The 25,814-nt window shown below is 34.0% G+C and carries 26 protein-coding genes; 19 read left to right on the top strand and 7 right to left on the bottom strand.

Features of this window, described 5'->3' with window-relative positions:
* Positions 1 to 11 precede the first annotated feature (11 nt).
* The 5 genes from AB4Y30_RS13045 to AB4Y30_RS13025 all read left to right on the top strand — a co-directional run bounded on the left by AB4Y30_RS13045 (position 12) and on the right by AB4Y30_RS13025 (position 3,671).
* Positions 12 to 776, top strand: a complete 765-nt coding sequence (locus AB4Y30_RS13045; protein WP_368652673.1) for a metal ABC transporter ATP-binding protein — start codon at positions 12 to 14, stop codon at positions 774 to 776.
* The gene (locus AB4Y30_RS13040; protein WP_368652672.1) at positions 751 to 1,671 is read left to right on the top strand and encodes a metal ABC transporter permease; all 921 of its coding nucleotides are present in this window, start codon (positions 751 to 753) and stop codon (positions 1,669 to 1,671) included. Before AB4Y30_RS13045 ends, AB4Y30_RS13040 begins: the two co-directional genes overlap by 26 nt.
* Positions 1,668 to 2,555, top strand: coding sequence for a metal ABC transporter permease (locus AB4Y30_RS13035; protein WP_368652671.1), 888 nt, complete (start codon positions 1,668 to 1,670; stop codon positions 2,553 to 2,555). The genes AB4Y30_RS13040 and AB4Y30_RS13035 overlap by 4 nt, the downstream gene beginning before the upstream one ends.
* A gap of 228 nt (positions 2,556 to 2,783) precedes the next feature.
* Positions 2,784 to 3,149, top strand: coding sequence for a hypothetical protein (locus AB4Y30_RS13030; protein WP_368652670.1), 366 nt, complete (start codon positions 2,784 to 2,786; stop codon positions 3,147 to 3,149).
* Between the two features lie 18 nt (positions 3,150 to 3,167).
* A complete protein-coding gene (locus tag AB4Y30_RS13025; protein WP_368652669.1) occupies positions 3,168 to 3,671 on the top strand; it encodes a DUF3221 domain-containing protein in 504 nt (167 codons plus the stop codon).
* Positions 3,672 to 4,045: 374 nt separating this feature from the next.
* On the opposite strand, the gene AB4Y30_RS13020 is transcribed toward AB4Y30_RS13025, so the two are convergent.
* Positions 4,046 to 4,327: a hypothetical protein gene (locus tag AB4Y30_RS13020; protein WP_368652668.1), complete on the bottom strand. Its 282-nt coding sequence runs from the start codon at positions 4,325 to 4,327 to the stop codon at positions 4,046 to 4,048.
* A 135-nt stretch (positions 4,328 to 4,462) separates the two neighbouring features.
* On the opposite strand from AB4Y30_RS13020, the gene AB4Y30_RS13015 reads away from it, so the two are divergent.
* Both AB4Y30_RS13015 and AB4Y30_RS13010 read left to right on the top strand, forming a co-directional pair.
* Complete coding sequence (locus AB4Y30_RS13015; RefSeq protein ID WP_368652667.1) at positions 4,463 to 5,239, top strand: TatD family hydrolase; 777 nt, start codon at positions 4,463 to 4,465, stop codon at positions 5,237 to 5,239.
* Positions 5,240 to 5,387: 148 nt separating this feature from the next.
* Positions 5,388 to 6,041, top strand: coding sequence for a DUF5668 domain-containing protein (locus AB4Y30_RS13010; RefSeq protein ID WP_368652666.1), 654 nt, complete (start codon positions 5,388 to 5,390; stop codon positions 6,039 to 6,041).
* A gap of 52 nt (positions 6,042 to 6,093) precedes the next feature.
* On the opposite strand, the gene AB4Y30_RS13005 is transcribed toward AB4Y30_RS13010, so the two are convergent.
* On the bottom strand, positions 6,094 to 6,537 hold the full coding sequence (locus AB4Y30_RS13005) for an Rrf2 family transcriptional regulator (protein WP_368652665.1): 444 nt from the start codon (positions 6,535 to 6,537) through the stop codon (positions 6,094 to 6,096).
* 233 nt (positions 6,538 to 6,770) lie between these two features.
* Between AB4Y30_RS13005 and hmpA the strand changes: the two genes are divergently transcribed.
* Both hmpA and AB4Y30_RS12995 read left to right on the top strand, forming a co-directional pair.
* Positions 6,771 to 7,958 (top strand): NO-inducible flavohemoprotein, encoded by a 1,188-nt coding sequence (gene hmpA / locus AB4Y30_RS13000; RefSeq protein ID WP_368652664.1) that lies wholly within the window; start codon positions 6,771 to 6,773, stop codon positions 7,956 to 7,958.
* A gap of 262 nt (positions 7,959 to 8,220) precedes the next feature.
* Positions 8,221 to 9,780 (top strand): ABC transporter substrate-binding protein, encoded by a 1,560-nt coding sequence (locus AB4Y30_RS12995; protein WP_368652663.1) that lies wholly within the window; start codon positions 8,221 to 8,223, stop codon positions 9,778 to 9,780.
* Between the two features lie 79 nt (positions 9,781 to 9,859).
* Here the strand turns inward: AB4Y30_RS12995 and AB4Y30_RS12990 are convergent, their stop codons facing one another.
* Complete coding sequence (locus AB4Y30_RS12990) at positions 9,860 to 10,723, bottom strand: LysR family transcriptional regulator (RefSeq protein WP_368652662.1); 864 nt, start codon at positions 10,721 to 10,723, stop codon at positions 9,860 to 9,862.
* Between the two features lie 41 nt (positions 10,724 to 10,764).
* Between AB4Y30_RS12990 and AB4Y30_RS12985 the strand changes: the two genes are divergently transcribed.
* On the top strand, positions 10,765 to 11,814 hold the full coding sequence (locus AB4Y30_RS12985; RefSeq protein WP_368652661.1) for an asparaginase: 1,050 nt from the start codon (positions 10,765 to 10,767) through the stop codon (positions 11,812 to 11,814).
* 83 nt (positions 11,815 to 11,897) lie between these two features.
* Here AB4Y30_RS12985 and AB4Y30_RS12980 read toward each other — a convergent pair whose 3' ends face one another.
* Both AB4Y30_RS12980 and AB4Y30_RS12975 read right to left on the bottom strand, forming a co-directional pair.
* Positions 11,898 to 13,085: an MFS transporter gene (locus tag AB4Y30_RS12980; protein ID WP_368652660.1), complete on the bottom strand. Its 1,188-nt coding sequence runs from the start codon at positions 13,083 to 13,085 to the stop codon at positions 11,898 to 11,900.
* Positions 13,086 to 13,329: 244 nt separating this feature from the next.
* Positions 13,330 to 13,884 carry a hypothetical protein gene (locus AB4Y30_RS12975; RefSeq protein WP_368652659.1) on the bottom strand — a complete coding sequence of 185 codons (555 nt, stop codon included), beginning with the start codon at positions 13,882 to 13,884 and terminating at the stop codon, positions 13,330 to 13,332.
* Between the two features lie 273 nt (positions 13,885 to 14,157).
* On the opposite strand from AB4Y30_RS12975, the gene AB4Y30_RS12970 reads away from it, so the two are divergent.
* Positions 14,158 to 14,463 carry a hypothetical protein gene (locus AB4Y30_RS12970; protein ID WP_368652658.1) on the top strand — a complete coding sequence of 102 codons (306 nt, stop codon included), beginning with the start codon at positions 14,158 to 14,160 and terminating at the stop codon, positions 14,461 to 14,463.
* A gap of 87 nt (positions 14,464 to 14,550) precedes the next feature.
* Here the strand turns inward: AB4Y30_RS12970 and AB4Y30_RS12965 are convergent, their stop codons facing one another.
* Positions 14,551 to 15,465: a LysR family transcriptional regulator gene (locus AB4Y30_RS12965; protein ID WP_368652657.1), complete on the bottom strand. Its 915-nt coding sequence runs from the start codon at positions 15,463 to 15,465 to the stop codon at positions 14,551 to 14,553.
* A 125-nt stretch (positions 15,466 to 15,590) separates the two neighbouring features.
* Here AB4Y30_RS12965 and AB4Y30_RS12960 point away from each other — a divergent pair, with 125 nt between their 5' ends.
* The 8 genes from AB4Y30_RS12960 to pepF all read left to right on the top strand — a co-directional run bounded on the left by AB4Y30_RS12960 (position 15,591) and on the right by pepF (position 24,803).
* Complete coding sequence (locus AB4Y30_RS12960; protein ID WP_368652656.1) at positions 15,591 to 16,583, top strand: dipeptidase; 993 nt, start codon at positions 15,591 to 15,593, stop codon at positions 16,581 to 16,583.
* Between the two features lie 21 nt (positions 16,584 to 16,604).
* Positions 16,605 to 17,417 carry a hypothetical protein gene (locus tag AB4Y30_RS12955; RefSeq protein WP_368652655.1) on the top strand — a complete coding sequence of 271 codons (813 nt, stop codon included), beginning with the start codon at positions 16,605 to 16,607 and terminating at the stop codon, positions 17,415 to 17,417.
* A 23-nt stretch (positions 17,418 to 17,440) separates the two neighbouring features.
* On the top strand, positions 17,441 to 19,036 hold the full coding sequence (locus AB4Y30_RS12950; RefSeq protein ID WP_368652654.1) for an ABC transporter substrate-binding protein: 1,596 nt from the start codon (positions 17,441 to 17,443) through the stop codon (positions 19,034 to 19,036).
* A 109-nt stretch (positions 19,037 to 19,145) separates the two neighbouring features.
* Positions 19,146 to 20,066, top strand: a complete 921-nt coding sequence (locus AB4Y30_RS12945) for an ABC transporter permease (RefSeq protein WP_368652653.1) — start codon at positions 19,146 to 19,148, stop codon at positions 20,064 to 20,066.
* A 21-nt stretch (positions 20,067 to 20,087) separates the two neighbouring features.
* The gene (locus AB4Y30_RS12940; protein WP_368652652.1) at positions 20,088 to 20,978 is read left to right on the top strand and encodes an ABC transporter permease; all 891 of its coding nucleotides are present in this window, start codon (positions 20,088 to 20,090) and stop codon (positions 20,976 to 20,978) included.
* A gap of 16 nt (positions 20,979 to 20,994) precedes the next feature.
* Positions 20,995 to 21,969 carry an ABC transporter ATP-binding protein gene (locus tag AB4Y30_RS12935; RefSeq protein WP_368652651.1) on the top strand — a complete coding sequence of 325 codons (975 nt, stop codon included), beginning with the start codon at positions 20,995 to 20,997 and terminating at the stop codon, positions 21,967 to 21,969.
* Between the two features lies 1 nt (position 21,970).
* Entirely contained in the window at positions 21,971 to 22,963 is a 993-nt protein-coding gene (locus AB4Y30_RS12930; RefSeq protein ID WP_368652650.1) for an ABC transporter ATP-binding protein, read from the top strand.
* Between the two features lie 25 nt (positions 22,964 to 22,988).
* The gene (gene pepF, locus AB4Y30_RS12925; protein ID WP_368652649.1) at positions 22,989 to 24,803 is read left to right on the top strand and encodes an oligoendopeptidase F; all 1,815 of its coding nucleotides are present in this window, start codon (positions 22,989 to 22,991) and stop codon (positions 24,801 to 24,803) included.
* Positions 24,804 to 24,920: 117 nt separating this feature from the next.
* Here the strand turns inward: pepF and AB4Y30_RS12920 are convergent, their stop codons facing one another.
* Positions 24,921 to 25,727, bottom strand: coding sequence for a serine hydrolase (locus AB4Y30_RS12920; RefSeq protein WP_368652648.1), 807 nt, complete (start codon positions 25,725 to 25,727; stop codon positions 24,921 to 24,923).
* Positions 25,728 to 25,814: the final 87 nt, after the last annotated feature.

Below are 25,814 nucleotides of genomic sequence, written 5' to 3'. Positions count from 1 at the left end.
AGATGAGTAATTTGACATCATCTGTTATTCAAGTAGAGACTTTATCGGCTTCCTATCAAAAAAATAAAGTATTAAATAATGTGAATTTCAATGTCGAAGAAGGAACAATAACAGCAATTGTTGGACCGAACGGCGCCGGAAAGTCAACTTTAATAAAAACAATGTTAGAACTACATCCGAAATTGACAGGAAGTGTACGTTTTTGGAATAGCCCATTTAAAACAGCTAAAAAGAAAATAGGCTATGTTCCACAACGAGGATCCGTAGATTGGGATTTTCCAACAAATGCATTAGATGTTGTTACGATGGGATTATATGGGAAGATTGGCTGGTTCCGTCTTCCTTCTAAAAAAGATAAAGAAAAAGCAATGAATGCACTAAAGACGATGGGCATGGAAGATTATGCTCATCGTCAAATCAGTCAATTATCAGGTGGACAACAACAGCGTGTATTTTTAGCGCGTGCACTAGCGCAAGAAGCGGATTTATATTTTATGGATGAACCATTAGCAGGTGTAGATGCATCCACAGAAAAAGCAATCATGGCTATTTTGAAAGAGCTTAAGAGCAAAGGGAAAACAGTGTTGGTCGTTCACCATGATTTACAAACAGTCCCAGAGTATTTTGACCATGTGTTATTTTTGAATAAAACAGTATATGCACATGGAGAAACAAATGAGGTATTTACAAAAGAAAACATAGCAGCAACATATGGTGGCGAAATGCAATGGATTGGAAAGGGAGATCAATATGTGGTCCACACTACTTCAAAGTAATACCTTGTGGGTGTTATCAAGTACAATGCTTCTTGGTATTGTTGCTGGGGCAATTGGTTGCTTGGCATATTGGAAAAGGCAGAATTTGATGAGTGATGCACTTTCCCATGCAGCCCTTCCAGGTGTTGTTGTAGCTTTCTTAATCATACAGGAAAAAAACTTATTATTATTAGTTATTGGGGCAGCAGTAAGTGCATTACTTGGAGCATTTCTCATTCAATGGATAACAAATGCATCAAGAATTACAGAAGATGCTGCGATGGGAATGACGCTGTCTGTTTTTTATGGCGTCGGAGTCATGCTATTATCTATCGCTAATCGTTCTGCTGGAGGAAATCAAAGCGGTTTAAATAGTTTTATTTACGGGCAAGCAGCAGCAATGGTACGATCAGATGTGATTACAATGATGGTGCTAGCAGCTATCGTTTTATTTATTATTCTTATTGCATTTAAAGAGTGGAAGCTTTTTTTATTTGATGCTTCTTTTGCAAAAGGGATAGGTATGTCTGTTCGAGGAATGAATATTCTTTATACGATAATTCTTGTAACTACGATTGTGATTGGTCTTCAGGCTGTTGGAGTTATTTTAATGGCGGCTATGTTAATTATTCCAGCAGTAAGTGCTAGGTACTGGACACATTCCTTTAGAAATATGATTCTACTTGCTTCTTTTACTGGAGGAATTGCAGGCGGATTAGGTACATTGATAAGTGCAGCGGGTAGTGGACTACCAACAGGTCCTTTCATTGTTCTTGTTTCATCTACTATTTTCGTTGTTTCTTTATTATTTGGAAAAGAGAAAGGGATTGTCATTCGTTTTATCCAATTTAAAATACAGCAACGATCCTCTTACGTGAAAAAATCATTAACCGCGGATAAAGGGGGAGCACAATGACATATAGTTTATGGATTATTATCACAGCATCACTTGTTGGCTTATCCTGTGGAATCATTGGTGTCTTTCTTATTTTAAGGAAGCAAGCAATGATGGCAGATGCAATTAGTCATACTGTATTATTAGGAATTGTAATAGCCTATATGGCTACTCAGCAAATAACAGGTGTGGCAATGCTTATTGGTGGTGTTCTGGCAGGAATTCTTACCGCTTTTCTTGTGCAAACATTATCCAGTTTGAAAGTTCAGCATGATGCATCATTAGGGATTGTTTTTACAACTTTATTCGCAATAGGGGTTATCTTGATTTCTACATCAGTTGGTAATGTACATTTAGATGTTCAACATGCCTTAATGGGTGAAATCACATTTATACCTTTTACGACGATAGACTTACCTTTAATTGGAGCTGTACCGAAAGCAACAGCATTACTTGCTGTAGTTTTGTTGGTTGTTATTTTCTTTATTATTGCATTTTATAAAGAATGGAAAATTACTTCCTTTGATCCGGCGTTAGCAGCAAGTTTAGGAATACCAGTGCTTTTCCTTCATTATTTATTTATGACATTAGTATCTGTAACAACAGTTGCATCCTTTGATGCGGTTGGAGCAATTCTTGTTGTTGCGATGTTAATAACACCAGCAGCTGCAGCATATTTATGGACAGATAGATTAATTGTTATGTTAGTGCTCAGTGGTCTTTTCGGTGTGTTATCAGCAATTATTGGATACTGGATTGCAACAGCCTTGGATACGTCAATTTCTGGATCAATGGCTTTTGCAACAGGATGTATCTTCTTCATTAGCTTTCTTATCTCGCCAAAGCATGGACTTATTTCTAAAAGAGTTCAGCCTGCTAAAGTGAGTGAAGAGCATGTATCTTAATATAATAATGCAGCAATAGTATTAGCATTAGTTTAGTAGTTACAGCTGAACTAATGCTTTTTTTATGCTTATATTAGAGAAACTTTTAAGAAAATTGAAACTTTCCTTTCTTTATATGCGTCTAAATATAGAGACCTGTAGCGCACGGCGCATTTTTTTAAGTAGATTAATTTCCGTTAATAGCAAGATCAGCATAGATCTATTTTGGCGAAAAAGGGGAGAATGAGTTTGCAAAGAGTTGGAATATTAATTGCAATTATATTTTTATTAACAGCATGTAATTCAGAAATTACCTTCGAAGGCTCGGTTATTGACGAAGAATTTCCTGTTCCAACAAAAGCAAAAGTAGCAGATAAAAATGAAATTGATAATGAAGAGATGGAGGAATGCGTAAGGTATAATTGGAAACATGCTAGTGAAGTAGATAGTATACATAATAGCTATATTCAAGCAATAACTGCTTATGGATGGGAAGAGAGAAGAGGGGAAGAACAAGGAACATTGCGGATTTTTGAAAAAGGTATGAAAGTAATTTCAATTTCAACCCATTATGGTTATTTTATATTAAGTAAACAGATAGAAAATGCCCAATAAATCAAGGGGGATGGGAAAATGAAGTCGATACTTAAGCTATTCCTAGGGAGCTTATCCATATTACTCATCATAGGATGTCAAAAATTAGGTACACCAGACCTAACTGGTTATGTTGTAGGCAAATCAGATAACAGCATACTAGTGGTAGCAGATGAGAAACAAGATTTTTCATCGGCTGGTGGAGTAGATGAATTCTATGAGGCAATTAGCTTCCGTGGCGATATAGGAGAGGTTAAGCTCGGTGATCATGTGAAAGCCTGGCATACTGGAGAAGTAGCAGAATCCTACCCAGGTCAGGCTGAATTAGCTAAAGTAGAAGTGATCTCCCCTAAAGAAATAGATAGTGCAAAACTAAATACACAGGAAGTATTAGAGAAGGTAATTCAATTAAAAGAGGACCGTACAGTTGTTATAAAATCTATCGAATATCAAGCAGAAAAAGAAATTTGGCAAGTAGAAGTGACTTCTATTAATTCTGAGGAAGATAGAAATAGTGAAGTGGTTGAAATAGAGGATGATTAAAGCAATGATATAAAAAATCTAGAGCTATCATAAAATGCTCTAGATTTTTTAATGAAATAATAGAGTATAAAATTTGCGTAAATTAATGCTTATTCAGAGTCATCGTTGTCTAGCTCCGAGCGCCAAAAACTAAGAGCTAACGCGAGCCACCCTACAATAAGTCAACATCGGTTTTGTTTTATAAGGAAGCCCAACTAAAACCAGGCTAAAGCCCAACGTTGGATACCCCTAAAGGGGCATGTTTCCTTTATCTCGGTTGTGCCGCTCCAATCTCTACGTTTTTCGACGCATAGGACGTGCTAGTGCAGGCGTTGTGACAGGAAGTCACGTTTTTAGCCTGTAAGGGCGCTCTGCGCTTTTCGTTTTGAAATAAATTAACTTCCTCGGTGTTGTTGAGGCATTTGCATATGCATTTGTTGATTTTGCTGCATATGATGATGCATGCCTGGATGATGGTGGTTACCGTGCTGATGCCCGCCATGCTGATGGTTGGAATGATTATGATTTGGATGATGCTGATGATTTGAGTGGTGGTGGTGTCCACCATGCGGGTGGTGCGGCATTGGCTGCATATGATTATGATTCATACCATAGTAATGGTGATGATGGTGATGATGCACAACCCTTTCTTGATTACGAGTTTCTTCTTGATTCAATTTATTCACCTTCCTAATAATGTTTTAGGTTTAACTATTTATATATGTATGTAATGATAAGAAAAGCGAGCCTGTCTCTATAGAATTATTCGCTTTCATAAATAATTCACCTAAAAAATTAAAGGAGGATTTTTTTTGCAGTACAAACTAATTGATTCTCATATTCATTTTGACCAATATTCTGAAGCACAGCAGCAATATATTTTATCGCAATTAGAAAAAGATCAGGTGGAAGCATTGATTGCAGTATCCACAACCCTATCTTCTTCTGAGGAAACTTTACAGCTTGCAAGAAAGGATAATAGAATTAAACCAGCGTTTGGCTATCATCCAGAGCAAGCTTTGCCAGATGAATTAGAAATAATAAAACTCTTAGAATTTATTCAGAAGCATCAAGATGAGATGATTGCTGTAGGAGAAGTGGGACTGCCTTATTATTCACAAATGAAGAAGCAAATTACCGAAGTAGAAGGCCATATAGAACTATTAGATAACTTTGTTCAACAAGCGGCTCAATTAAAGAAGCCAATTGTACTACATGCTGTGTATGAAGATGCTTCTATTGCGTGTGATATCCTAGAAAAATATTCACATCCTTATGCACATTTTCACTGGTTTAAAGGTGATAAAAAAGTTGTTGCCCGAATGATTAGTAATAAATACATGATTTCTATTACTCCAGATGTTTTATATGAATCTGCTATTAAAGAGTTGGTTAAGACATATCCACTAGAATTAATAATGGTAGAAACAGATGGACCATGGCCATTTACTGGACCTTTTGAAAAAGAGTGGACAAAACCAAGGATGATGCATGCCATTGTAGAAAAAATAAGTAAAATAAAGGAAATAACATTAGAAACTGCTTATACAAATATATATAAAAACACAAAGCAATTTTACAGACTTTAGTATAGAACATGGAGAAGTTAACAAGAAATGTAAAAGGAATTTTCCATGAATGTCCTATAAAATCACATTTATCAAAAAATTTACATAGTAGGAATTATTTGGAACAGGTATAATGAAATTAATCGAAGTAAAAGAAAGGGGAAAATGTATGCGTCAACGAATTATGCTAGGAGCAGTCTTTTTATTTTTTGGTGTAGGCTTCTTATTGCATCAAATGGATGTTTGGAATTTCCCACAAATATTAGGGGATTGGTGGCCAGTTATTTTAATAGGAATAGGTCTACTGATTATTGATCGTACATCTTGGGTCTTTTCTGTCATACTTATTATCATTGGTGTAGTCTTCTTATTAGAACGTGTTGCTGATGTTAATCTAGGTGTTTTTATTGGCCCAATTATTTTAATTTTCATTGGACTTGTCATTATTTTTGCACGTGGTAATCGAACGAAACAGATTCATAAGGAACAAGATATTAATTCTTTTCATTTTTTCTCCGGAGCGGATATACGTAGTGAATCTAAGGAGTTTAAAGGAGGAAACTTGAGTACGGTCTTTGGTGGAGCTACTGTCGATTTACGAGATATCGAGCTTCATGAGGCAGGTGCCACTTTAGAACTTTCTGCTATTTTTGGTGGTATAGAATTAAAATTGCCAGAGAATATTCGGGTACAAGTAAAAGGTACTCCTATCTTGGGCGGAATTGAAAATAAATTGAGACCAATAAGTAAGGAAGCTGCAACTGGCCCAGTACTACAAATTAATTATTTTGCAATGTTTGGTGGAATAGAAATTAGACATTAAGCTTGTAAATAAGAAATATAAAAAGTTGTCCTAAGACAGCTGATTATATTTCTTATTTTTTTTCATCCAGTAATATCGAACGTAATCCATCATTATCTATTACAAAATCTGCAAGTGTATATTGATCGAGTACATGTATAAAAGCTTGTAATGCTTTGCCAAGTACTCCTTTTAATTTACATACAGGCGTGATAATACATTTATTCAATTCACAATGAAAGCATTCTACGATGTAAAAGTCATCTTCTGTTTTTCGAACAACCTCACCAATATTGATTTCTTCTGGTTTTAACTTTAATCGAATTCCGCCACCACGTCCTCTTACTGTTTCAATGATCCCCAATTTACCAAGCTCATGCGTTACTTTTGTTAAATGATTTTTTGAAATTTGATATTTATCTGATATCTCCTGCACAGTTGATAATTGCTCTTGACCTTTTACCCCAAGATACAACAATACACGTAAGGAATAGTCTGTATACATGGTTAAACGCATTCTATCACCGCACTTTCTGGTTTTTAAGATATAAAGAATCTCAAATATTAAAAGATCCTAATTCAATTATACCGTTTTTTGTGTCAAAAAAATGAATGAAATATGACTAAAAATGTAACAGTGCTAAAAGATGCATTTTTAATATATGTTTAAAATGAGAAATGGTATATGATTTGTTTAGGAATAAAGTTATATATTAAATGCATATTTAAAAAAAGAGAGGTTGTGCTAGTATGCTAACACAAGAAACAATTAATATTATTAAATCAACAGTACCTGTATTAGAGGAACATGGAAAGACAATTACTACCGTATTTTATAAAAATATGTTTGCGGAAAACCCAGAACTTTTAAATGTGTTTAACCATGCAAACCAAAAACAAGGACGTCAACAAACAGCTTTAGCAAATACAGTCTACGCAGCGGCAGCGAATATTGATAATTTAGAAGCAATTATACCAGCAGTAATTCAGATTGCACACAAACACCGTTCACTTGGAATTACAGCAGATCAATATCCGATTGTGGGTTATCATTTGCTTGGTGCAATCAAAGAAGTGTTAGGAGATGCCGCAACACCAGAAATCTTGGAGGCATGGGAGAAAGCATACGGGGCTATTGCAGACGCTTTTATCGGTGTTGAAAAAGATATGTATGATGAAGCTGAAAAACAAACTGGTGGATGGAGAATGTTTAAAGCATTTAAAGTGATCGATAAAGTAAAAGAGAGTGATGTAATTACTTCATTTTACTTAAAACCAGTGGATGGTCAAAAATTACCAGCATATTTACCAGGACAGTATATTACAATTCGTTTAAGAATTCCTGGACAAGAATATATGTTAAATCGCCAGTATAGCTTATCACAAGCATCTAACGAAGAGGTATTTCGTATTTCTGTTAAGCGTGAAGATGAAGTTCAACCAAATGGAGTAGTATCCACTTATCTACATCATGATTTACAAGTTGGAGATCAATTAGAAGTGAGCGCACCAGCAGGAGATTTTTATTTAGATGCAGCAAACACTACACCAGTTACATTAATTAGTGGAGGCGTTGGAATTACGCCAATGATGAGCATGTACGAATCTATTACAAAGGAAACACCAAATCGTAAAGTAGCATTTATTCATTCTGCTAGAACTCGTGCACATCAAGCATTTCATAAAAATATAGAGGATATAAGTAAAAAACTAACGAGTACTTCTGTGGACGTATTATATTCAGAAGAAGGAGATGGCTTTATTACACGTGAGTTCTTACACAGAAAGGTTTTAGCAGGAAGTGATATTTATGTGTGTGGACCAGTACCTTTCATGCAGTTAGTGATTAATGAGTTATATGATTTAGGACATCCAGTAGATAAAGTTCATTTTGAATTCTTCGGACCAAAAGCAGAACTTGAGCTAGCAACTGTATAATTGAAAAAAGGAATCAGTTCATTGGGAGCTGATTCCTTTTTTACAAGTGATATATTTTGGGCTAAATAAGTAAATAGTATTTCACTAAGCCTATAATCAGGAAAGCTCTGATTATAGGCTTTTTCGTATTTTCCAGAAACGTACTTTAAATTTTCTTAAGACTCCTTAAAAAATCTTGAATGGAATAGCTAAGAATCGCATGATATGTTTGTATCTAACATTATTCAGAATAATAGTAATTTTTATGGGAGGGAATATTTACATGAGATGGATTAAATTTGGCTTTTTAATAGTTATGTTATTTATGCTATGGGGCTGTCAATCTGAGAAGTCATCTGACAACGACATTAGAGGAGAAGTAAAAGGGGACTTAAAGATTGCACTTCCTTCAGAACCCCCTACACTTGATACGCATTTAAATACAACGACTATTTCGACTTTAGTTGCTCGAAATATATTTGAATCATTAGTAGCACCAGATTCAAATTATGATGTTCAGCCAATGCTTGCTGAATCATTTGAGTTACTAGACGATGGAAAAACGATTGAATTTAAATTGCGTCAAGGAGTCAAATTTCATAATGGGGAAGAAATGAAAGCTTTTGATGTAGTTGCTTCAATGAACCGCTGGATTGAGTCTTCAGGTACCGGAAAGTCAACCTTTGAAGGAGCTGAATTTGTAGAGATAGATGATTATACCGTTGAATTACAAATGATTCATCCGACATCAACTGCGTTAATTGTTCTTGCATATTCTGGCGGTGAATTTCCTAGCATTATGCCAGCCTCCATTATCGAAGCAAGTGATGGTGGAATGGTAGATGAGTACATTGGGACTGGCCCATACGAGTTTGAGGAGTGGAAACAAAATAACTATATACTTCTAAAGAAATATGAAGAGTATGCAACTCGAGAAGAGCCTGCTGATGGATTAGCAGGGAAAAGAGAAGTATTTGTAGAAAATCTTTATGCTTTGATTGTACCTGATTCCTCTACACGAGTAGCTGGAATTCTGTCGGGAGAATATGATGCTGTTATTGATGTACCAATTGATAGTACAGAACAAATTAATGCGAATAGTGATGTTGTATTGGAAAGTACACCTCGTGATGTATTTAATTTGTACTTTAATAAAAAAGAGGGACTTTTCGCTAATAAAATAGCAAGAGAAGCGCTAGCTGTTGGAATAAATAAAGAAGATATGTTAAAAGCAGCCTTCATTAATCCTGATTACTATAATATGACTCATCATATGATGTTGGCTAACCAAGAATCACAATGGTACAGTGATATTGGAAAAGATCAATATGATTTTCAAGATGAAGAATTAGCAAAAGAATTATTTGCTGAAGCCGGTTATGATGGTGAAGAACTTAAAATTATTACATCTAAAGACTATGACCATATGTATAACGCAGCTATTGTATTACAAGAGCAACTTAATAAATTAGGTATTGCCTCTCACATAGAAGTGTATGATTGGCCGACATTTACCGATATCCGAAATGATCCAAGTAAGTGGGATTTGACGATCATTGCAAATACATCAAAGGTTGAGCCGACATCCCTTGTATTCATGCGTTCAGATTTTGCAGGATGGACAGAGGATCCAGAATTAGATGAGCTAGCAGAGAAACTTCGCCGTGCGCCTTCAATGGATGAAGCACGTCAAGTGTATGATGAACTCCAATCTTGGTTTTTAGATTATAGGCCAGTAATTAAAATTGGGGATGGAAATCTGTTGTATGCTTCTCGCAAATCTATTTCACCAATTGAAGATGTAGACGGGGCAATTTTCTGGAATGTATCCAAAACAGAATAAGTAGACGAGTGTGTGTCGGGTGTTTTATGAGGGAAGAATTGTTTCATCTTTTAAAGTACACCCGACCTATTGGATCTATTTATAGATACTCTTTTGGTGTTTCTTTAATCAAACGAATAAATTTCTCAACGATTGGAAGCTTTTCAGACTTATTTGTACAAAAGAGCCATGTATTCAGAAGAATAGGATTACCATCTTTTGATATAATGGGTTGTTGATATAAATGCTGAGCTTTTGACAGAAAAATTTCTGGTACAACAGCATAACCGAGACCCTTTTTTACAAGTGCAATCGCTGTATGAAAGTCATTGACTTCCATATTGTAACTTTTCGGTTTATTGAAACGTTCAAACCACCAATCATCTAACTGCTTACTAAAATTTTTGGAGGCAGGGTAATTTACTTGTATGCAAGGTAGCTGAGGAAGTTCCTCAATATGAATCGGCTTCATTGATATAATACACAGATTTTCCTGGCGAATTAAATATTTATAATCAGGCCATTCATAATTACCTCTCACAATAGCAAGATGAATGTTGCCGCTGACAAGTAGATTGAAAATTTGCTCACTGAAATTAGTATTTAAATGTGTTTTGATATCAGGATATGTATGAAGAAACGTATCTAATATATTTGGAAGCTTAGATAAGGCGAAAATAGAAGCAACACCCATTCTAAGTGTTCCTTGAAAACCTTGTAGAGAGTTTTTTAAATGTTCTAGATCTCGTATTGTCTTTTTAGCGTAGTCGACTAATTGTTCTCCTTCAGGTGTAAAGTATATTTGATTTCCATTTCTTTTGATAATTGTGATAGAAAAACGCGATTCTAGCTGATGGATACGATATGTAATGGCTGGGGGAGTAAGATATAGCTGCTTTGCTGCTCGTCCCAAGTTTTGCTCCTTATATACACTAAGTAAAATAAGGCAATCTTTTTCTTCCATTTAAAAGCTCCTTTTACAAATTGTTATATCGATATTATATCATGTCATTTTTTTACTTTATAAATCAACTAGAAAAGCAGAATGAAACATATTCGGAGGTTCAAATGAAAAAAATTATGATTTTATCAACAGGTGGAACAATTTCCGCCTACCATGAAAATCGATTAGACTTCAGAAACTATCAATCAGGTTATTATTCTGGAGATTATATTCTTGAACAAATTCCAGAAGTCCATCAATACGTGGATGTAGATGTAGAACAAATAGCAAATTTAAGTAGTACGCTTATTAATACCGAGCATTGGCTCATACTAAGAGAAAAGATTAACACCTATTTAAATAAAGACCATTATGATGGAGTTGTTATCACACATGGGACGAATACAATTGAAGAGACTGCATACTTCCTGAATTTAACAGTTAATACAAATAAACCTATTGTAATTACTGGAGCCCAACGACCATTATCAGCACTTAGCTCTGACGCTCCTATCAATTTACTAAATGCTGTCAAAGTAGCCGCTTCAGATACATCATATGGAAAAGGTGTCTTAGTTGTTTTAAATGATCAAATTAGTGGAGCACGGGCGGTGACCAAAACAAATACATATCGCCTAGAAACATTTCAATCCATTGAACAAGGCTATCTTGGTTTTATCGATCCAGATGATAAGATTGTATTTTATCAGTCACCTGTTCGTAAACATACGTACTTATCAGAGTTTTCAATCATGAAGTTCAAAAAATTACCAGAAGTTGATATTGTCTATTCTTATGCAGGTGCAAATGGGAAGGTGATAAGATCTCTAATAGAGAGTGGTGTGAAAGGAATTGTTGTTGCAGGAACAGGAGCAGGAAGATGTTCATATGAAGAAGAAAAAGCATTAGAGGAAGCTGCTAAACAAGGCATAAAAATTGTTATGTCTAGTCGTTATGGTAATGGAAGGGTCGTTCCACTTGAGAAATATGATTACTTAAATGTCATCACAGCAGATAACCTACCACCACATAAGGCAAGAATTTTACTGATGGTGGCGTTAGCAAAATACAATGAACAGGATAGAATACAAGATGTATTTCATATATATTAATGAGTGAATTGTATTGTATATACAACTAAAAGTAGAGGAAGAGGCTTAATATAACAGCCTCTTCCTCTACTTTTTTATATATTTTAAGTCGTTTCCTTTTGAATTTCTTGATATTCCTCAGCTGTTGGTGCTTTCCATGGGAAGGTAATAAACATTCCAATAATCAACATGATCGCCGCAAAAAAGTATGGATAATCAACATCAATATCGAATAAAAATCCACCAATCATTGGGCCAATCACATTACCAACACTTGTAAACATAGAATTCATTCCACTGACAAAGCCTTGTTGGTTACCAGCCACTTTAGTTAAATAAGTAGTAACAGCTGGCCGCATTAGGTCAAAGCCAATGAAAACAAAAATAGTTGCCAATAAAATAAAGAAATAGGTACTAACTGTTGTAATTAGATAAACTAGAACGGCAGAGACAATAAATGAATAACGAATTAATTTAATTTCTCCCCATTTTCTAGTTAAGAAGTCGAATAAGATAATTTGCGCAATTGCCCCAACAAGACCTGCACCTGTGATAATGATTGCAATATCTTTTGGTGTGAAGCCAAATTTATGATCAACATATAAACTAAAGAAAGAGTCAAATGCTGCAAGGCCAAAGGTTGAAATGAAAATAATAATAAAAGGAATAAAAAATAACGGTTGGAAAATCTTTTTAAATCCTTTTGTTTTTTCTTTAACCAGTGCTTGTGTATGACGTTTTGGTTCTTTTAATGCGACAAAAGAAAGAATAGCTGCAACAAGCCCTAAAGCAGCTGCTGCGAAAAAAGGAACACGTGTACCAACAGAGGCTAGAAAGCCACCAATTCCTGGTCCGACGATAAAACCTGTAGAGATAGCAGCAGACATATAACCCATTGCTTTAGCTCGATTATCATTCGTTGTAATATCAGCAATAAATGCCGTAACAGCGGGCATAATAAATGCAGCACTTATACCACCAAGAATACGTGAGATAAATAGAACCTCAACATTTTTCCCTAAACCAAATAGCAATTCAGAAAAACTAAATAAGAGTAAACCAAGTACAATCATTGGCTTTCTTCCGTATTTATCAACCCAACGCCCTGCAATAGGAGAGAGTAGTAATTGAGCAAAAGCAAATGCTGAAACTAAGTATCCAACCATTTTTCCAGATAATTCAAGCTCATTCATAATTGTTGGAAGTACAGGAATAACAAGCCCAATCCCTAAAAATGCAATAAATAAATTTAATAATAATAAAACTAATGCTATATTCCGTTTAATCATCATGTTCCTCCTCTCGCCTTGGCGATGCTTATTGCCATAAAAAAAGTAAAATACAATAACCTGAAAAATTATACTATGAAGCTATCTCAAAAAGAAATAAGTTTTTTTAAAGAGTTGTAAAAAATATGTGAACCTTAAAATTATCATTGATATTTTATTAAATAAGGTTGATTTTATGCGATTTTCACCAAAGAAAAAGCACCGAAAAGCTGTCACTTATTCAGTACCTCTTATTGTTGTTCGTGTTTTATTTATTTGTTGTGTGGAATAGAATTTCAATCTCATCCTTATGTTCTTCTACAAGTTTGTCTAAATGTTCATTTGCTTTTTGATTAAACTCTTCTATATTATCTTCTGTAGGCTCACCTAATATTTCAAAAGCATATGCCTGCATATAAGCAGCCGTTTCCACAGATTTTTTTAAATAACTTCGTAAGTATTCTTCTTTATCCATGTCTAATTTTTTAGCTTGATTACTGATAAAGTCCTCCATTTGATTTCCTGTTAATTGATCTAGTTCCGAAAGTGAATAACTATCTAACTCTTCTATTGTAGCTTGAACCTCTTCAGATATATCAAGTTCCATATCTTGAACTTCTTGTTTAACGAGGCGTTCTTTAATCACACTATCTAAATTTTCTTCCATTTGATCATCTGGATATAAAAAGCGTAAATCACCAATTGTAATTTCCTCACCTCGAACAATGAGGGCTATTTCATTATCATTGTAAGTGACGGAGTCGTTACAACCAACGAGTAGAACGATTGTTGTAAAAATAACATAAAAAAGACGCCTTTTCATCGTAAGCTCTCCCTTTGTTGTATTGTAATTAGATGATTTTACACAATTTAAACGGATTATAGCAAACTTGATGAGTAGAATACAATAGTTCTAACAAAAAAATTATAGTTTTTATGAAAGAAAATATGTTATGATAAGAAAATGAGCCAAAATATTGAACAGCGGATATGTAACATCAATATTTAATATCCAGCTGTTTGAATAACACATAAGGAAAAATACAACTAGAGGAGAACAACAATGAACTGTTTATGCAACAAAGGTGTATCAAAGATGTGGAAGGTTGAAGGAGATATGTCTGCCGACCCATTGTACTGTCAGATTTGTGGAGCAAATTTATCTGTAGCTGAATTACCAATCTCTCCAACATTAGCTGATGAACTCATTAGCTGGTCTGAAACATATGGAACTTGGATAGATTGGGAACATGATACTTTATATACCCATAAGCTTATTCTAGAACAAATGTTCAATGAACGAGGAGAAGAGCTAACAAAGAAACTGATTGTAGAACTTGGTGAGGATTATGATATTATTTATGTTCCTTCCAAGAGTGAGAGTATATTTCAATTGAATTAATTTTTAAGTAGTTAATGGAATAGAAAAGCTGATAGAATTAAAAATATCGTTCAAAACGAGTATGAATCCTTGTTTTGAACGATATTTTTAATTCTCAAATGGATTATTAGATTCATTGTTAAAAACATGACTATTACTAAAGAAAGTGATGAAATTCTCAGTTAAACTCGAATTCTCAGTGATTTTATGTACTAAGGCTATCTCTAATTGAACTTCTTCTGAATGGGCAATTTGCTTATAAACGACTCCTGGAATATTAATATTAGAAAGAGAGATTGGAACAATAGTGACACCAAGGCCTTCGCTAACTAGAGAAATTACAGAAGAAGACACATTTGCATATAAAAAGTTTTTTGGAAAGAAATTATTTTTTCTAAAGATAGTCATAACTAAATTATGGTATGTATTACCAGAATCCTTTGGCACAACGATAAACATATCTTCTTTTAAATGTTTTAATGCTATGGGCTCCACTTGCTGAGCTAAGGCATGATTAGCCGGTAAAACTAATACAAATTTTTGTTTGTTGACTACTGAAATTTTGAGTTGATCATTTAAAATTGGAGGGCACATAAATCCGATGCTGATAATATCATCCTCAAAAGTCTTGAGTTGACGAGGTGTATTTAATTCAAATAATCTTAAACGTATTTTCGGATACTTAATATTAAACTCTTTAAGCAATGGAATAAGAAAAAAAGTAATAGAACCTGTAAATCCAATACTTAAAACACCATACTCACCTAGATGAGCAATCTTCGTATCTTCCACAGATTTTTCTATAAGGTTCATAATTTTATATGATCTTTCCAGAAATAATTTACCAGCATCAGTTAATTCTACACCTTGGTTAGAGCGATGAAACAAAATAACTCCTAACTCTTCTTCTAAATTTTTTATTTGTCTACTTAATGGTGGTTGACTTATATTTAACCTCACTGCAGCTTTTGTAAAATTTAATTCCTCAGCAACCGCAATAAAGTACTCCAAATGATTAAACAAGTATAACAACTCCCTTCACTATACCTTTATTGTATCACGACGATTTTATTTTTGTATTATAAATATTCAGAATTACATGATATTATTTGCTTAGTTTTAATATTACAACAAATAGGAGTGGTTAAATGAAAGTTTTAAACCCTGTAATTGATGGATGTATGTTTATGGATGGGGAATTTGATGGATGCTCTGAAGGGATTTTGAAGTCGAAAGCGGATACGTTTTTCTTAACATTAAATTCCTTTGACGGTTTTGCGGAAACAGTAAAATCTATTGCCAGAATCTACCAATATACGGATGAGGATCCTAACGTTAAAGTCATTAGGACATATGAGGATATCGAAAATAATTCAAAAAATGGTGTTAAATCTCTAGTATTAACTTTTCAAGAACCATATCCAATTGGAAATTCATTAGAAAACCTACGTGTCTTTTATGAATTAGGTGCGAGAGTAGTTCAGCTTACATACAACAAAGGAAATTATATTGGCAGCGGATGTACCGAAGCGAATGGTGGAGGATTAACAAACTTCGGTAAACAGCTTATTAAAGAAATGAACAAGCTAGGCATGCTAGTAGACGTATCACATAGCAATGAACAGACTGGTAGAGATGCCATTTTAGCTAGCGAGAAACCTATTGTGTTTTCACACGCAAATGTGAAAGCGATTACAAATAATCCGAGAAATAAGAGTGATGATTTAATAAAGTTATTAGCTGAAAATGGTGGCGTTATGGGTCTGACGCCATGGGGACCATTAACATGGAAAGAAGAGACCAAGAGTCAACCATCTTTAGATGATTATTTAGATCATGTTGATCATGTTGTTAATTTAGTAGGAATCAATCATGTTGGATTTGGAAGTGATGCAACATTAAATGATTCTCCTGATACTAAAGGAGCAATGGATCAGCTTACTTTATATCCAGAAGTTGCAGGATCATATTATAAGACGATTGGAATTGGCAGAGAATTTTCATCTGCTAGTGGATTTAAAGGTGCAAAAGATATTGCTAATGTTATCGAAGGTCTACAGAAGCGCGGCTATAGTGAAGAAGATATTAATAAATTCTTAGGTGGAAACTTTGAGAGAGTGTTAAAACAAGTTTGGAAATAAAAAGTAGAGGAGAAATGCGGAATGAGTAGAGAGCAATTCATGAATATTGAGCTAACAGATACCTTAGATTCAAGAGAAAACCAATTAACTTGGCTGACATCATCACTATCTAAGTCAGAAGATTTGATTACAATCGAAGAGAAAATTAGTAAAGATCCAAATAATCCAGAACTAAGAATAGAAAAAGGATTAGAACTTTGTAAATCTCAATCATTTAAACAGGCAATAGACGCATACTCAGAAGCAATTTATTTAAATCCATTTCATGCTTTAGCATACCGCCATCGTGGCCATCGTCACTTATCAATCAGAATGTATCGTGAAGCCGCAGCAGATTTTGAATTATCTTCAAGAATCGATCCAAGTAATTGGGACACATGGTATCACTTAGGATTGTCTTATTATTTATTACAAGAATATGAGAGGGCAGAGCGAGTTTATAAGATTTGTTATGACATGACAGATAGTGATGAACTATTTGTTGCAATTGCGGATTGGTACTGGATGACTTTAGTAAAAAATAATAAGAAAAAAGAAGCAGATGATTTATTAGCGTTAGTAACGGAAGATATGAAACCTGGTCCTAATACGTCATATTACCGACGTTTGTTAATGTATAAAGGTTTATTAAATCCAGATGAGCTTATTAACTTTGAAGGAGCATTATTACCAGATTTAGAATTAGCGACTCAAGGATATGGATTAGGATTTTATTATTTAACTCAAGGTGATGAAGAAAAAGCAAAGCAAATGTTCAATGATGTAATTACAAAATCTACAATGTGGTCTGCATTCGGATATTTAGCGTCTGAAATTGAACTTGACATTGTATAGGAAAGAATGGAAGGAGATAAAACATGAAAAGTAAATTCTCATTTCTAATTTTATTAATTGCGATCATGCTGACAGTTATTGGATGCAGTTCTGGTGAAAAAGCTAATGGAAAGACAGAATCAAATGGAGAAAATGGAAACTCAGACTCAAGCGAAATTAAAGAAAAATTAGTGTTTGCACCGAATACAGATGCACAATCCCTAGATCCGCACTTTGCAAATGATCATACATCTCATCAAATAGTAGATATGATATACAACAGATTAATTAATTATGATAAAGATAATAACATTGTTGGTGAATTGGCAGAGGAATGGGAAGTAGACGAAGCAGGGACTACATGGACATTTAAATTAAAAGAGGGAATTAAATTTCATGATGGGGAAGATTTTAATGCCCGAGCTGTAAAGACAAGCTTTGACCGTCTTCTGAATTTGGATAACGGTTTAGTACACTCTGCGGATTATCAATTTATTACAGATGTGGAAGTAATTGATGATTTTACAGTAGCTTTCATTACAAAAGAACCGTATGGATTATTCGAAGAATTAATGACTGTACTTGCAACTGCAATTATTAGTCCCAAGGCTATTGAAGAATATGGAAATGATGTAGGTAAAACACTCGAATCTTCTATAGGTACAGGTCCGTATAAAATCACTGAGTGGAAAAAGGATCAAATTTTAACACTCGAGAGAAATGATGATTATTTTGGTACAAAAGGGGTCACTAAAATAATCGAATATAGAACAATTCCAGAAGATGCAACAAGAGTTATGGCACTTGAGGCTGGAGAAGTAGATGTCATTCAGCAAATTCCTGCGCAAGATTTAGCAAGATTAGAAAATGTTGATGGTATTGAGGTAGTCAAAGAACCTTCCATTGGTCAAAGACAATTTAGATTTGATGTTTCTAAGAAACCTTTAAGCGATGTTAAGGTAAGGCAGGCAATAAGTTATGCGATTGATCGTGCAACCATTATTGAAAAAGTTGTACCAGGTATCGGATATTTACCAACGAGCGCAATGCCGCCAGTTATGCCAGATTATATCGATCTTGGAGAAATTCCATATGATCCTGAAAAATCTAAGCAATTATTAACAGAAGCCGGCTATCCAGATGGATTTAAAACAAAGATTACTACAACTAGTAGATATTTGCAGGGAGTAGAATTGGCTGAAGTTATTAGTGATCAATTAAGACAAGTAGGTATTGAAGCTGAAATCAATGTAATGGAATGGGGAGACATTGTTGATGAATGGAGTGGTTTAACTGCAGATGAGTTCGATCAAGGAATATTCATTATGGGTACCGGTGGAACTAACTCAGATAGACAATTAAGACCAATCTATTATACTGCGGAAACGAATGAGAGAAACTATGGGTTCTATTCAAATGCAGAATTTGACAAGATTATTATGGAGGCCTTAACAGAGTTAGATGCAGAAAAGAGAAGAAAATTATATCAGCGTGCACAAGAGATCGTTTACAAGGAAGATCCTGCAGCCTTCTGGCTACATGATCAATATTCTATGGTTGCACAAAGGGATAATGTAAAGAATGTTGATATTAGTAAATTTTCTTTAATTACCTTTAAAGAAGCATATGTAGAAAAATAATAGACAACTAGATAAGGCTGTGAATTTCACAGCCTTATCTATGATGAAATGAAAATAATTATAAAACTGAATATTTGAAATAACAATAGAATGGTGAGGTGGTATGACTATGACTAGCTTCATTATCAGAAGAACTTTACAAGTAATACCTGTGTTATTTGCTATTGCAATATTAGTTTTCGGTATGTTGCATTTTATTCCAGGAGATCCTGCCCGGCTAGTAGTTGGAATAGAGGCCTCTAAAGAAACGGTAGAAGCAGCTCGAGAGAATTTAGGTTTAAATAACCCTATATACATTCAATTTCTAACATTTATAGGGAATGCTTTACAAGGTGATTTAGGAACCTCCATTCAGACTGGTATACCAGTTACAGAAGAACTAGCTACAAGGTTTCCAATAACAATAACAATTGCGTTAGGAGCGACTATTTTTGCTACAGTGTTTGGAATGCTAGGGGGAGTATTAGCTGCGATTAAACAAAATAAATTTACTGATAACTTCATCATGTTTATTTCTTTGATTGCTGTTTCAATTCCCTCCTATTTTTTAGGTTTAATTTTATTAATGATATTTTCATTGAAATTGGGTTGGTTTCCTGTTTTTGGAGTTGATTCACCAAAACATTATATCTTACCAATCGTAACTTTAGGGGCGCAGTCAATGGGATTAATAGCTCGTATGACTCGCTCTAGTATGCTAGATGTTGTTAGACAAGACTACATTAGAACTGCAAAAGCAAAGGGGCTGCCTGAGAGAGTAATTACATATATACATGCATTAAAAAATGCATTGATTCCAGTAGTTACAGTAATTGGATTGAGGTTTGGCGGTTTATTAGCAGGGACGATTTTAACAGAAGTTGTATTCTCCATACCAGGGGTAGGCCGTTATATGGTAGATGCAATTCTCGCTCGAGATTATCCAATTGTTCAAGGAACCATTTTAGTCGTAGCGACAACTTTTGTAATCATCAATATCTTTGTAGATATCGCATACAAAATTGTTGATCCCAGAATTCGATATGAATAGGACGAAAGGAGAGATAAGAAAATGCAAGGAGATATAGTAGCAAATAGTTTAACCCGTAAAAAAAGTTTTTTTAGCCGCACACTTCTGTTTTGGAAACGATTTTCAAAAAGAAAAGTATCGGTTTTTGGCTTAGTAATAATTTTGATTTTTATTATTATGTCTCTGTTTGGTCCGTTTTTAACTTCTCATGATCCGTTAGAACAAAACTTAATCAATAATTTTGAAAAATCTAGTTCAGACCACTGGTTAGGCACAGATAATTTAGGAAGAGATGTATTATCTAGATTGATTTTTGGTGCTAAAATTTCCTTCCAAATTAGTATAGTGAGCGTGGGCTTAGGTTTATTAGGAGGGTTAATTTTAGGAGGAGTCGCTGGTTATTATGGTGGTAGAATTGATGCTCTAATCATGCGTTTTATTGATATTTTATTAGCATTTCCAGGAATCTTATTAGCTATTGCTATTGTTGCAATTTTAGGAAATGGGATATTCAATACAATGTTAGCAGTAGCGATATTTACCATACCAGATTTCGCTCGAATCTTTAGAGGTTCTGTAATAAGTATTAAGGAAATGGAATATATCGATGCATCAAAAGCAATGGGATTTCCAGATAGAACTATTATATTAAAGCACATTTTACCAAATTCATTATCACCATTAATCGTTCAAGGAACACAATTAATGGGTACTTCTATTTTAATTGCATCTGGACTTTCCTTTATTGGGTTAGGAGTTCAACCGCCGAATCCAGAATGGGGAGCAATGTTAAGTGATGCACGTGAATATTTAAATACATTTCCATTGCTTGCAATTGCACCAGGAACAGCAATTACATTAGTAGTATTAAGCTTTAGTTTAGTCGGTGATGGGTTACGTGATGTTTTAGACCCTCAATTAAAAAACAGATAAAGAGTGAGGTGAAATTATGTCTGAGCAATTACTTAGAGTAGATAACTTACAAACCTTTTTCCATACTGATGAAGGAGTAGTAAAAGCAGTTAATGGAGTAAGTTTTACACTAAATAAAGGTGAAACATTAGGTGTAGTTGGTGAATCAGGATCTGGGAAGAGCATTCTTTCTATGTCTATTATGGGATTAATACCAACACCTCCTGGAGTAATTAATGGAAGAATTGAATTTAAAGGAAGAAATCTTTTGGAAATCAGTGAATCAGAATATCGACAAATTCGTGGTAATGATATGGCAATGATTTTCCAAGAACCTATGACCTCCTTAAATCCAGTATTGACAGTTGGAAAACAAATCATGGAAGTGTATAAATATCACCAGAAAATTTCTCCAAAAGAAGCAAAACAAAGAGCAATTGAAATGTTGCGTCTGGTGGGTATTCCTAAACCAGAGGATCGTTTTAATGACTATCCACATTTGCTCAGTGGTGGAATGAGACAACGTGTAATGATTGCTATTGCTTTGGCATGTAGTCCTGAATTATTAATTGCTGACGAACCAACTACTGCATTAGACGTAACAATCCAGGCACAGATTTTAGAGTTGATGAGGGAATTGAAAACAGAGTTTAATACAGCATTAATTTTGATTAGTCATGACTTTGGAGTTGTTTCAAAAGTAGCTGATAAAATTTTGATTATGTATGCAGGGAAAGTTGTTGAATTTGCAACAAAGGAAGAAGTGTTTAGTAATCCAAAACATCCATATACAGAAGGGTTATTAAGCTCCATACCAAACATTAAGACACCTGTTGACCGATTGACAACGATCCCAGGAACAGTACCTCATCCACAAGCATTTCCTAAAGGTTGTGCTTTCCATCCTCGATGTAAATATGCGATGGATATTTGCCGACAAAAAGAACCAACATTAACTGAGCTAAGTAATGGAGTTCAAGTAAGTTGTTGGAAGCATGAGCGAGGTGAGTGATTTGTCAGAGAATATTTTAAAAATAAACAATCTAAAAAAATACTTCTTAGTAAAGAAAAAAATTCTATCTAAGGAAGCAAGTTATATTAAAGCGGTAAATGGTGTAAATATAACTGTAAAAAAAGGAGAAACTTTTGGGATAGTTGGAGAGAGTGGTTGTGGTAAATCGACGACCGGAAGAATGATTCTTCGTTTACTAGAACCAACAGAAGGAGAAATTATTTACGAAAATAGGAATGTACTTGATTTATCGAAGAAAGAAATGAAAAAACTTCGTAAAGAAATTCAAATGATTTTCCAAGATCCTTATTCATCACTTAATCCAAGACTTAAAGTTTCTGAAATTATTAAAGAAGTTTTAGTACTTCATAAAATTGAGGCTAAATCGAATTTGAATAAGAAAGTTATTGAACTACTAGAAGCAGTTGGTTTGGGAGAGCAACATATGGATAGATATCCTCATGAATTTTCAGGTGGTCAAAGACAGAGAATAGGTATAGCCAGAGCTCTTGCTGTAGATCCAAAATTAATCATATGTGATGAACCAGTATCTGCTTTAGATGTTTCCATCCAAGCACAAATTGTGAATTTAATGAAGGATTTACAGAAGGAAAGAGAGTTAACTTATATTTTCATTTCCCATGACTTAAGTGTTGTTCATCATCTTTGTGATCGAATTGCGGTAATGTACTTAGGAAAAATCGTTGAGATGGGGAATAAGGAAGATATATTTGAAAATCCAAAACATCCATATACCAAAGCTTTATTAAATGCAATTCCTAAAATAGAGGATATGCAGGAAGAAAAACTGCAATTACTAACTGGAGATATGCCAAGTCCAGCTAATCCACCCAAAGGGTGTGCTTTTCATACGCGATGCCCCTTTGCAATGGAAACTTGCAAAACTCTTGAACCAGTACTTGATACTTTAGGTAATAATCATGAAGTGGCATGTCATTTGTTTGCTGAAGAACTTACTTCTAAACCAGTGTAATCAGGTAAAAATAGGAGATGATGATATGAGTGTAAATATACCTTCGAGGCAGGAAGTTCCTATTCATAATACTTGGGATTTAACACATATCTTTAAAACAGATTACGAACTATATAAGAAAGTAGATAAATTAGAAACAAAATCAGTAGAATTTAAAGCGAATTTTTTTGGAGTCATTAAAGATAGTAAACGATTATTAGAGGCAATAGATTTTTTTGAAGATATGGAAAAGGATATAGCTCTTATTAGAAACTATGTTGATTTAGCATTAAGTGTTGATCAAACAAATACGGATTCGTTAATTAGAACAGACAAAATTAATACAAGTTTGGCAATAGTTAGTGGGAATACATCTTTTTTCTATATTGAATTAGTGAAGTTACCAGAAAGTGAAATAAAGTCAGCTATACAAGAAAAACCAGAATTGGCAGTGTTTATTAATAAAAACTACAAGAGAAAATCACATCTATTAGATGAAAAAGTAGAAGAGGTTTTAGCTAATTTTAATTCAGTTTTTTTATCTCCAAGGGCGATCTATAATACAATCAAATTAATTGATATGAGATTTGATGATTTTTTGGTTGATGATAAGAAATATTCATTAAGCTATAACCTTTTTGAAAATGAATATGAAATTGAACCAAATCATCAATTAAGAAGAGAAGCGTTTAATAAATTCTCTCAAAAGTTAAATGAATATAAAAATATAACCGCTAAGGCATATGAAATGAAGTTAAAAATAGAAAAAGCGAATTCAGATTTAAGAGGATTTGATAATATATTTGAATATTTATTATACGATCAAGCGATTGAAAGAGAGATATTTGATAGACAAATTGATTTCACCTTTAAATATTTAGCACCGCATATGAGAAGGTATGTACAGCTAATTAAAGAAGTTAATAATCTAGATAAACTTACATTCGCCGATTTGAAGATAGCAATAGACCCGGATTATGAACCAAAAATATCATTTGAAAAAGCGAAAGATTATGTATTAGAAGCTTTAGATATACTAGGGCCTGAATATGTAGAAATAATAAATGAAGCGTTTGGAAATCGTTGGATTGATCATGGATTAAATGTTGGAAAGTCCACAGGAGCTTTCTGCTATACTCCATATGGAAGCCATCCTTATATTTTAATGACTTTTATGGAAAGCATGCGTGATGTTTTTGTACTTGCTCATGAGTTAGGACATGGTGGTCACTTTCATTTGTCTAATCGATATCAAAATATATTGAACACGATTCCTTCAGAATATTTCTTTGAGGCGCCATCAACAATGAATGAAATGTTACTTGCAAATTATTTAATTAAAAAATCTAAAGATGCCCGTTTTAAAAGATGGGTGCTATCTAACGTTATTTCAAGAACATATTTCCATAACTTTGTAACCCATTTGTTAGAAGCGGCATTTCAAAGAGAAGTATATAAAATGGTTGACGAAGGAAAAAGTATTACAGCTGACATTCTATGTAATATTAAAAGAAATTTATTAGAAGAGTTCTGGGGTGAAGAAATAGAAATAAACGAGGGGGCAGAACTAACCTGGATGAGGCAGCCTCATTACTATTTAGGTCTGTATCCATACACCTACAGTACAGGATTAACAATCGCTACTTCAGTATCTAGAAAAATTTTAGAAGATGGACAAGTTGCCGTAGATAGATGGTTAGATGTATTAAAAGCAGGTGGAACAAAATCACCCTATGAATTAGCATTAACTGCTGGAGTAGATGTTAGAAAAGATGAAACATTGCTAGAGACGATTAATTATATAGGTTCATTGATTGAAGAAGTTTTTGAGCTTTCCAGAGAACTTGGAGATATAAAGTAATAAAATTAAGTACAAGCTGATAAAAAATGCTGTTAGAAACATTAATATCCCCAGTTTTTAGATAAACAAAAATAATCTCTTCGTCTGTAATAAGATGAAGAGATTATTTTCTAATTATTATTCCGCAAGTAAATATTTATAAATTTCCAATCCAATATCTTGTAAGGTTTGTCCAGCTTCATAGTCATCGACACCTGAGGATAAGACTGAAAAAATCATTTTTTGCTCTCCGACATAAAGGATACCTACATCATGTCTAACTTTAGAGATAGATCCAGTTTTATGTGCAGCTTCCCATCGTTTAGCTCCGCCTAATATTTCTGAAGAAGGGTCTGGTAATTTTCCAGGGATATTATTTTGAAGTTGCTGGCTTTTCATAATATCAATCATTTGCTGAGAAGCCCAAACAGAAATGATTTTTCCTGTTGCTAATTTTTTCATCATTTCTGCCATTTCTAGTGCATTGATTTCATTGCTTCCATCTTTCTCTAATGGCTGAATCATTAGTTTATGATGATAGGTGCTGTTCTCTAATCCAATTTTCTTCATTTGTTGTTGGATATATTCTTTTCCAACAAGATCAATAAGCATATTTGTAGCTGTATTATCACTTTGAATAATCATTAACATGATAATATCGTAAATGGTCAAAGCTGTACCAGGAGTCATTTTTTGTAATACTCCAGATCCGCCAGTTATATCTTCTTTTCTTAGGGTGATAGTGTCGCTTAAATTAAATTTCTTTTCCTCTGCTGCAGCAAAAACTGCAATCATAATGGGTACTTTAATCACACTAGCAGCATAGAACATTTTTGTTTCTTGCTGCGAAAATACTTTATTTGTTGTTAAATCTTCTAGTTGTATTCCCCATTCTCCACCAGCTTGTTTAGTTATTTCTGAAATTTTTTCCGCAAGTTTCTCCATGATAACCTCCATAATAATGAAATTTAATTTCGATAAAATATAATATTCTGATAACAACTTTACTCCTTTTTTAAAAGAAAATCTAAT

Source organism: Ornithinibacillus sp. 4-3 (assembly GCF_040958695.1).
GTDB lineage: Bacteria > Bacillota > Bacilli > Bacillales > Amphibacillaceae > CALAMD01.
This window is presented reverse-complemented; position numbering and strand designations above follow the sequence as displayed.

Excerpts from the sequence above, each read along its gene's own strand:
- AB4Y30_RS13025 (WP_368652669.1), top strand. The coding sequence starts at position 3,168 with ATGAAGTCGATACTTAAGCTATTCCTAGGGAGCTTATCCATATTACTC.
- hmpA (WP_368652664.1), top strand. The coding sequence starts at position 6,771 with ATGCTAACACAAGAAACAATTAATATTATTAAATCAACAGTACCTGTA.
- AB4Y30_RS12950 (WP_368652654.1), top strand. The coding sequence starts at position 17,441 with ATGAAAAGTAAATTCTCATTTCTAATTTTATTAATTGCGATCATGCTG.
- AB4Y30_RS12940 (WP_368652652.1), top strand. The coding sequence starts at position 20,088 with ATGCAAGGAGATATAGTAGCAAATAGTTTAACCCGTAAAAAAAGTTTT.
- AB4Y30_RS12995 (WP_368652663.1), top strand. The coding sequence starts at position 8,221 with ATGAGATGGATTAAATTTGGCTTTTTAATAGTTATGTTATTTATGCTA.
- AB4Y30_RS13010 (WP_368652666.1), top strand. The coding sequence starts at position 5,388 with ATGCGTCAACGAATTATGCTAGGAGCAGTCTTTTTATTTTTTGGTGTA.
- AB4Y30_RS12980 (WP_368652660.1), bottom strand. The coding sequence starts at position 13,085 with ATGATGATTAAACGGAATATAGCATTAGTTTTATTATTATTAAATTTA.
- AB4Y30_RS12935 (WP_368652651.1), top strand. The coding sequence starts at position 20,995 with ATGTCTGAGCAATTACTTAGAGTAGATAACTTACAAACCTTTTTCCAT.
- pepF (WP_368652649.1), top strand. The coding sequence starts at position 22,989 with ATGAGTGTAAATATACCTTCGAGGCAGGAAGTTCCTATTCATAATACT.
- AB4Y30_RS12970 (WP_368652658.1), top strand. The coding sequence starts at position 14,158 with ATGTGGAAGGTTGAAGGAGATATGTCTGCCGACCCATTGTACTGTCAG.
- AB4Y30_RS12945 (WP_368652653.1), top strand. The coding sequence starts at position 19,146 with ATGACTAGCTTCATTATCAGAAGAACTTTACAAGTAATACCTGTGTTA.
- AB4Y30_RS13005 (WP_368652665.1), bottom strand. The coding sequence starts at position 6,537 with ATGCGTTTAACCATGTATACAGACTATTCCTTACGTGTATTGTTGTAT.
- AB4Y30_RS12920 (WP_368652648.1), bottom strand. The coding sequence starts at position 25,727 with ATGGAGAAACTTGCGGAAAAAATTTCAGAAATAACTAAACAAGCTGGT.
- AB4Y30_RS12955 (WP_368652655.1), top strand. The coding sequence starts at position 16,605 with ATGAGTAGAGAGCAATTCATGAATATTGAGCTAACAGATACCTTAGAT.
- AB4Y30_RS12960 (WP_368652656.1), top strand. The coding sequence starts at position 15,591 with ATGAAAGTTTTAAACCCTGTAATTGATGGATGTATGTTTATGGATGGG.
- AB4Y30_RS13040 (WP_368652672.1), top strand. The coding sequence starts at position 751 with ATGTGGTCCACACTACTTCAAAGTAATACCTTGTGGGTGTTATCAAGT.
- AB4Y30_RS12990 (WP_368652662.1), bottom strand. The coding sequence starts at position 10,723 with ATGGAAGAAAAAGATTGCCTTATTTTACTTAGTGTATATAAGGAGCAA.
- AB4Y30_RS13035 (WP_368652671.1), top strand. The coding sequence starts at position 1,668 with ATGACATATAGTTTATGGATTATTATCACAGCATCACTTGTTGGCTTA.
- AB4Y30_RS12975 (WP_368652659.1), bottom strand. The coding sequence starts at position 13,884 with ATGAAAAGGCGTCTTTTTTATGTTATTTTTACAACAATCGTTCTACTC.
- AB4Y30_RS12985 (WP_368652661.1), top strand. The coding sequence starts at position 10,765 with ATGTCATTTTTTTACTTTATAAATCAACTAGAAAAGCAGAATGAAACA.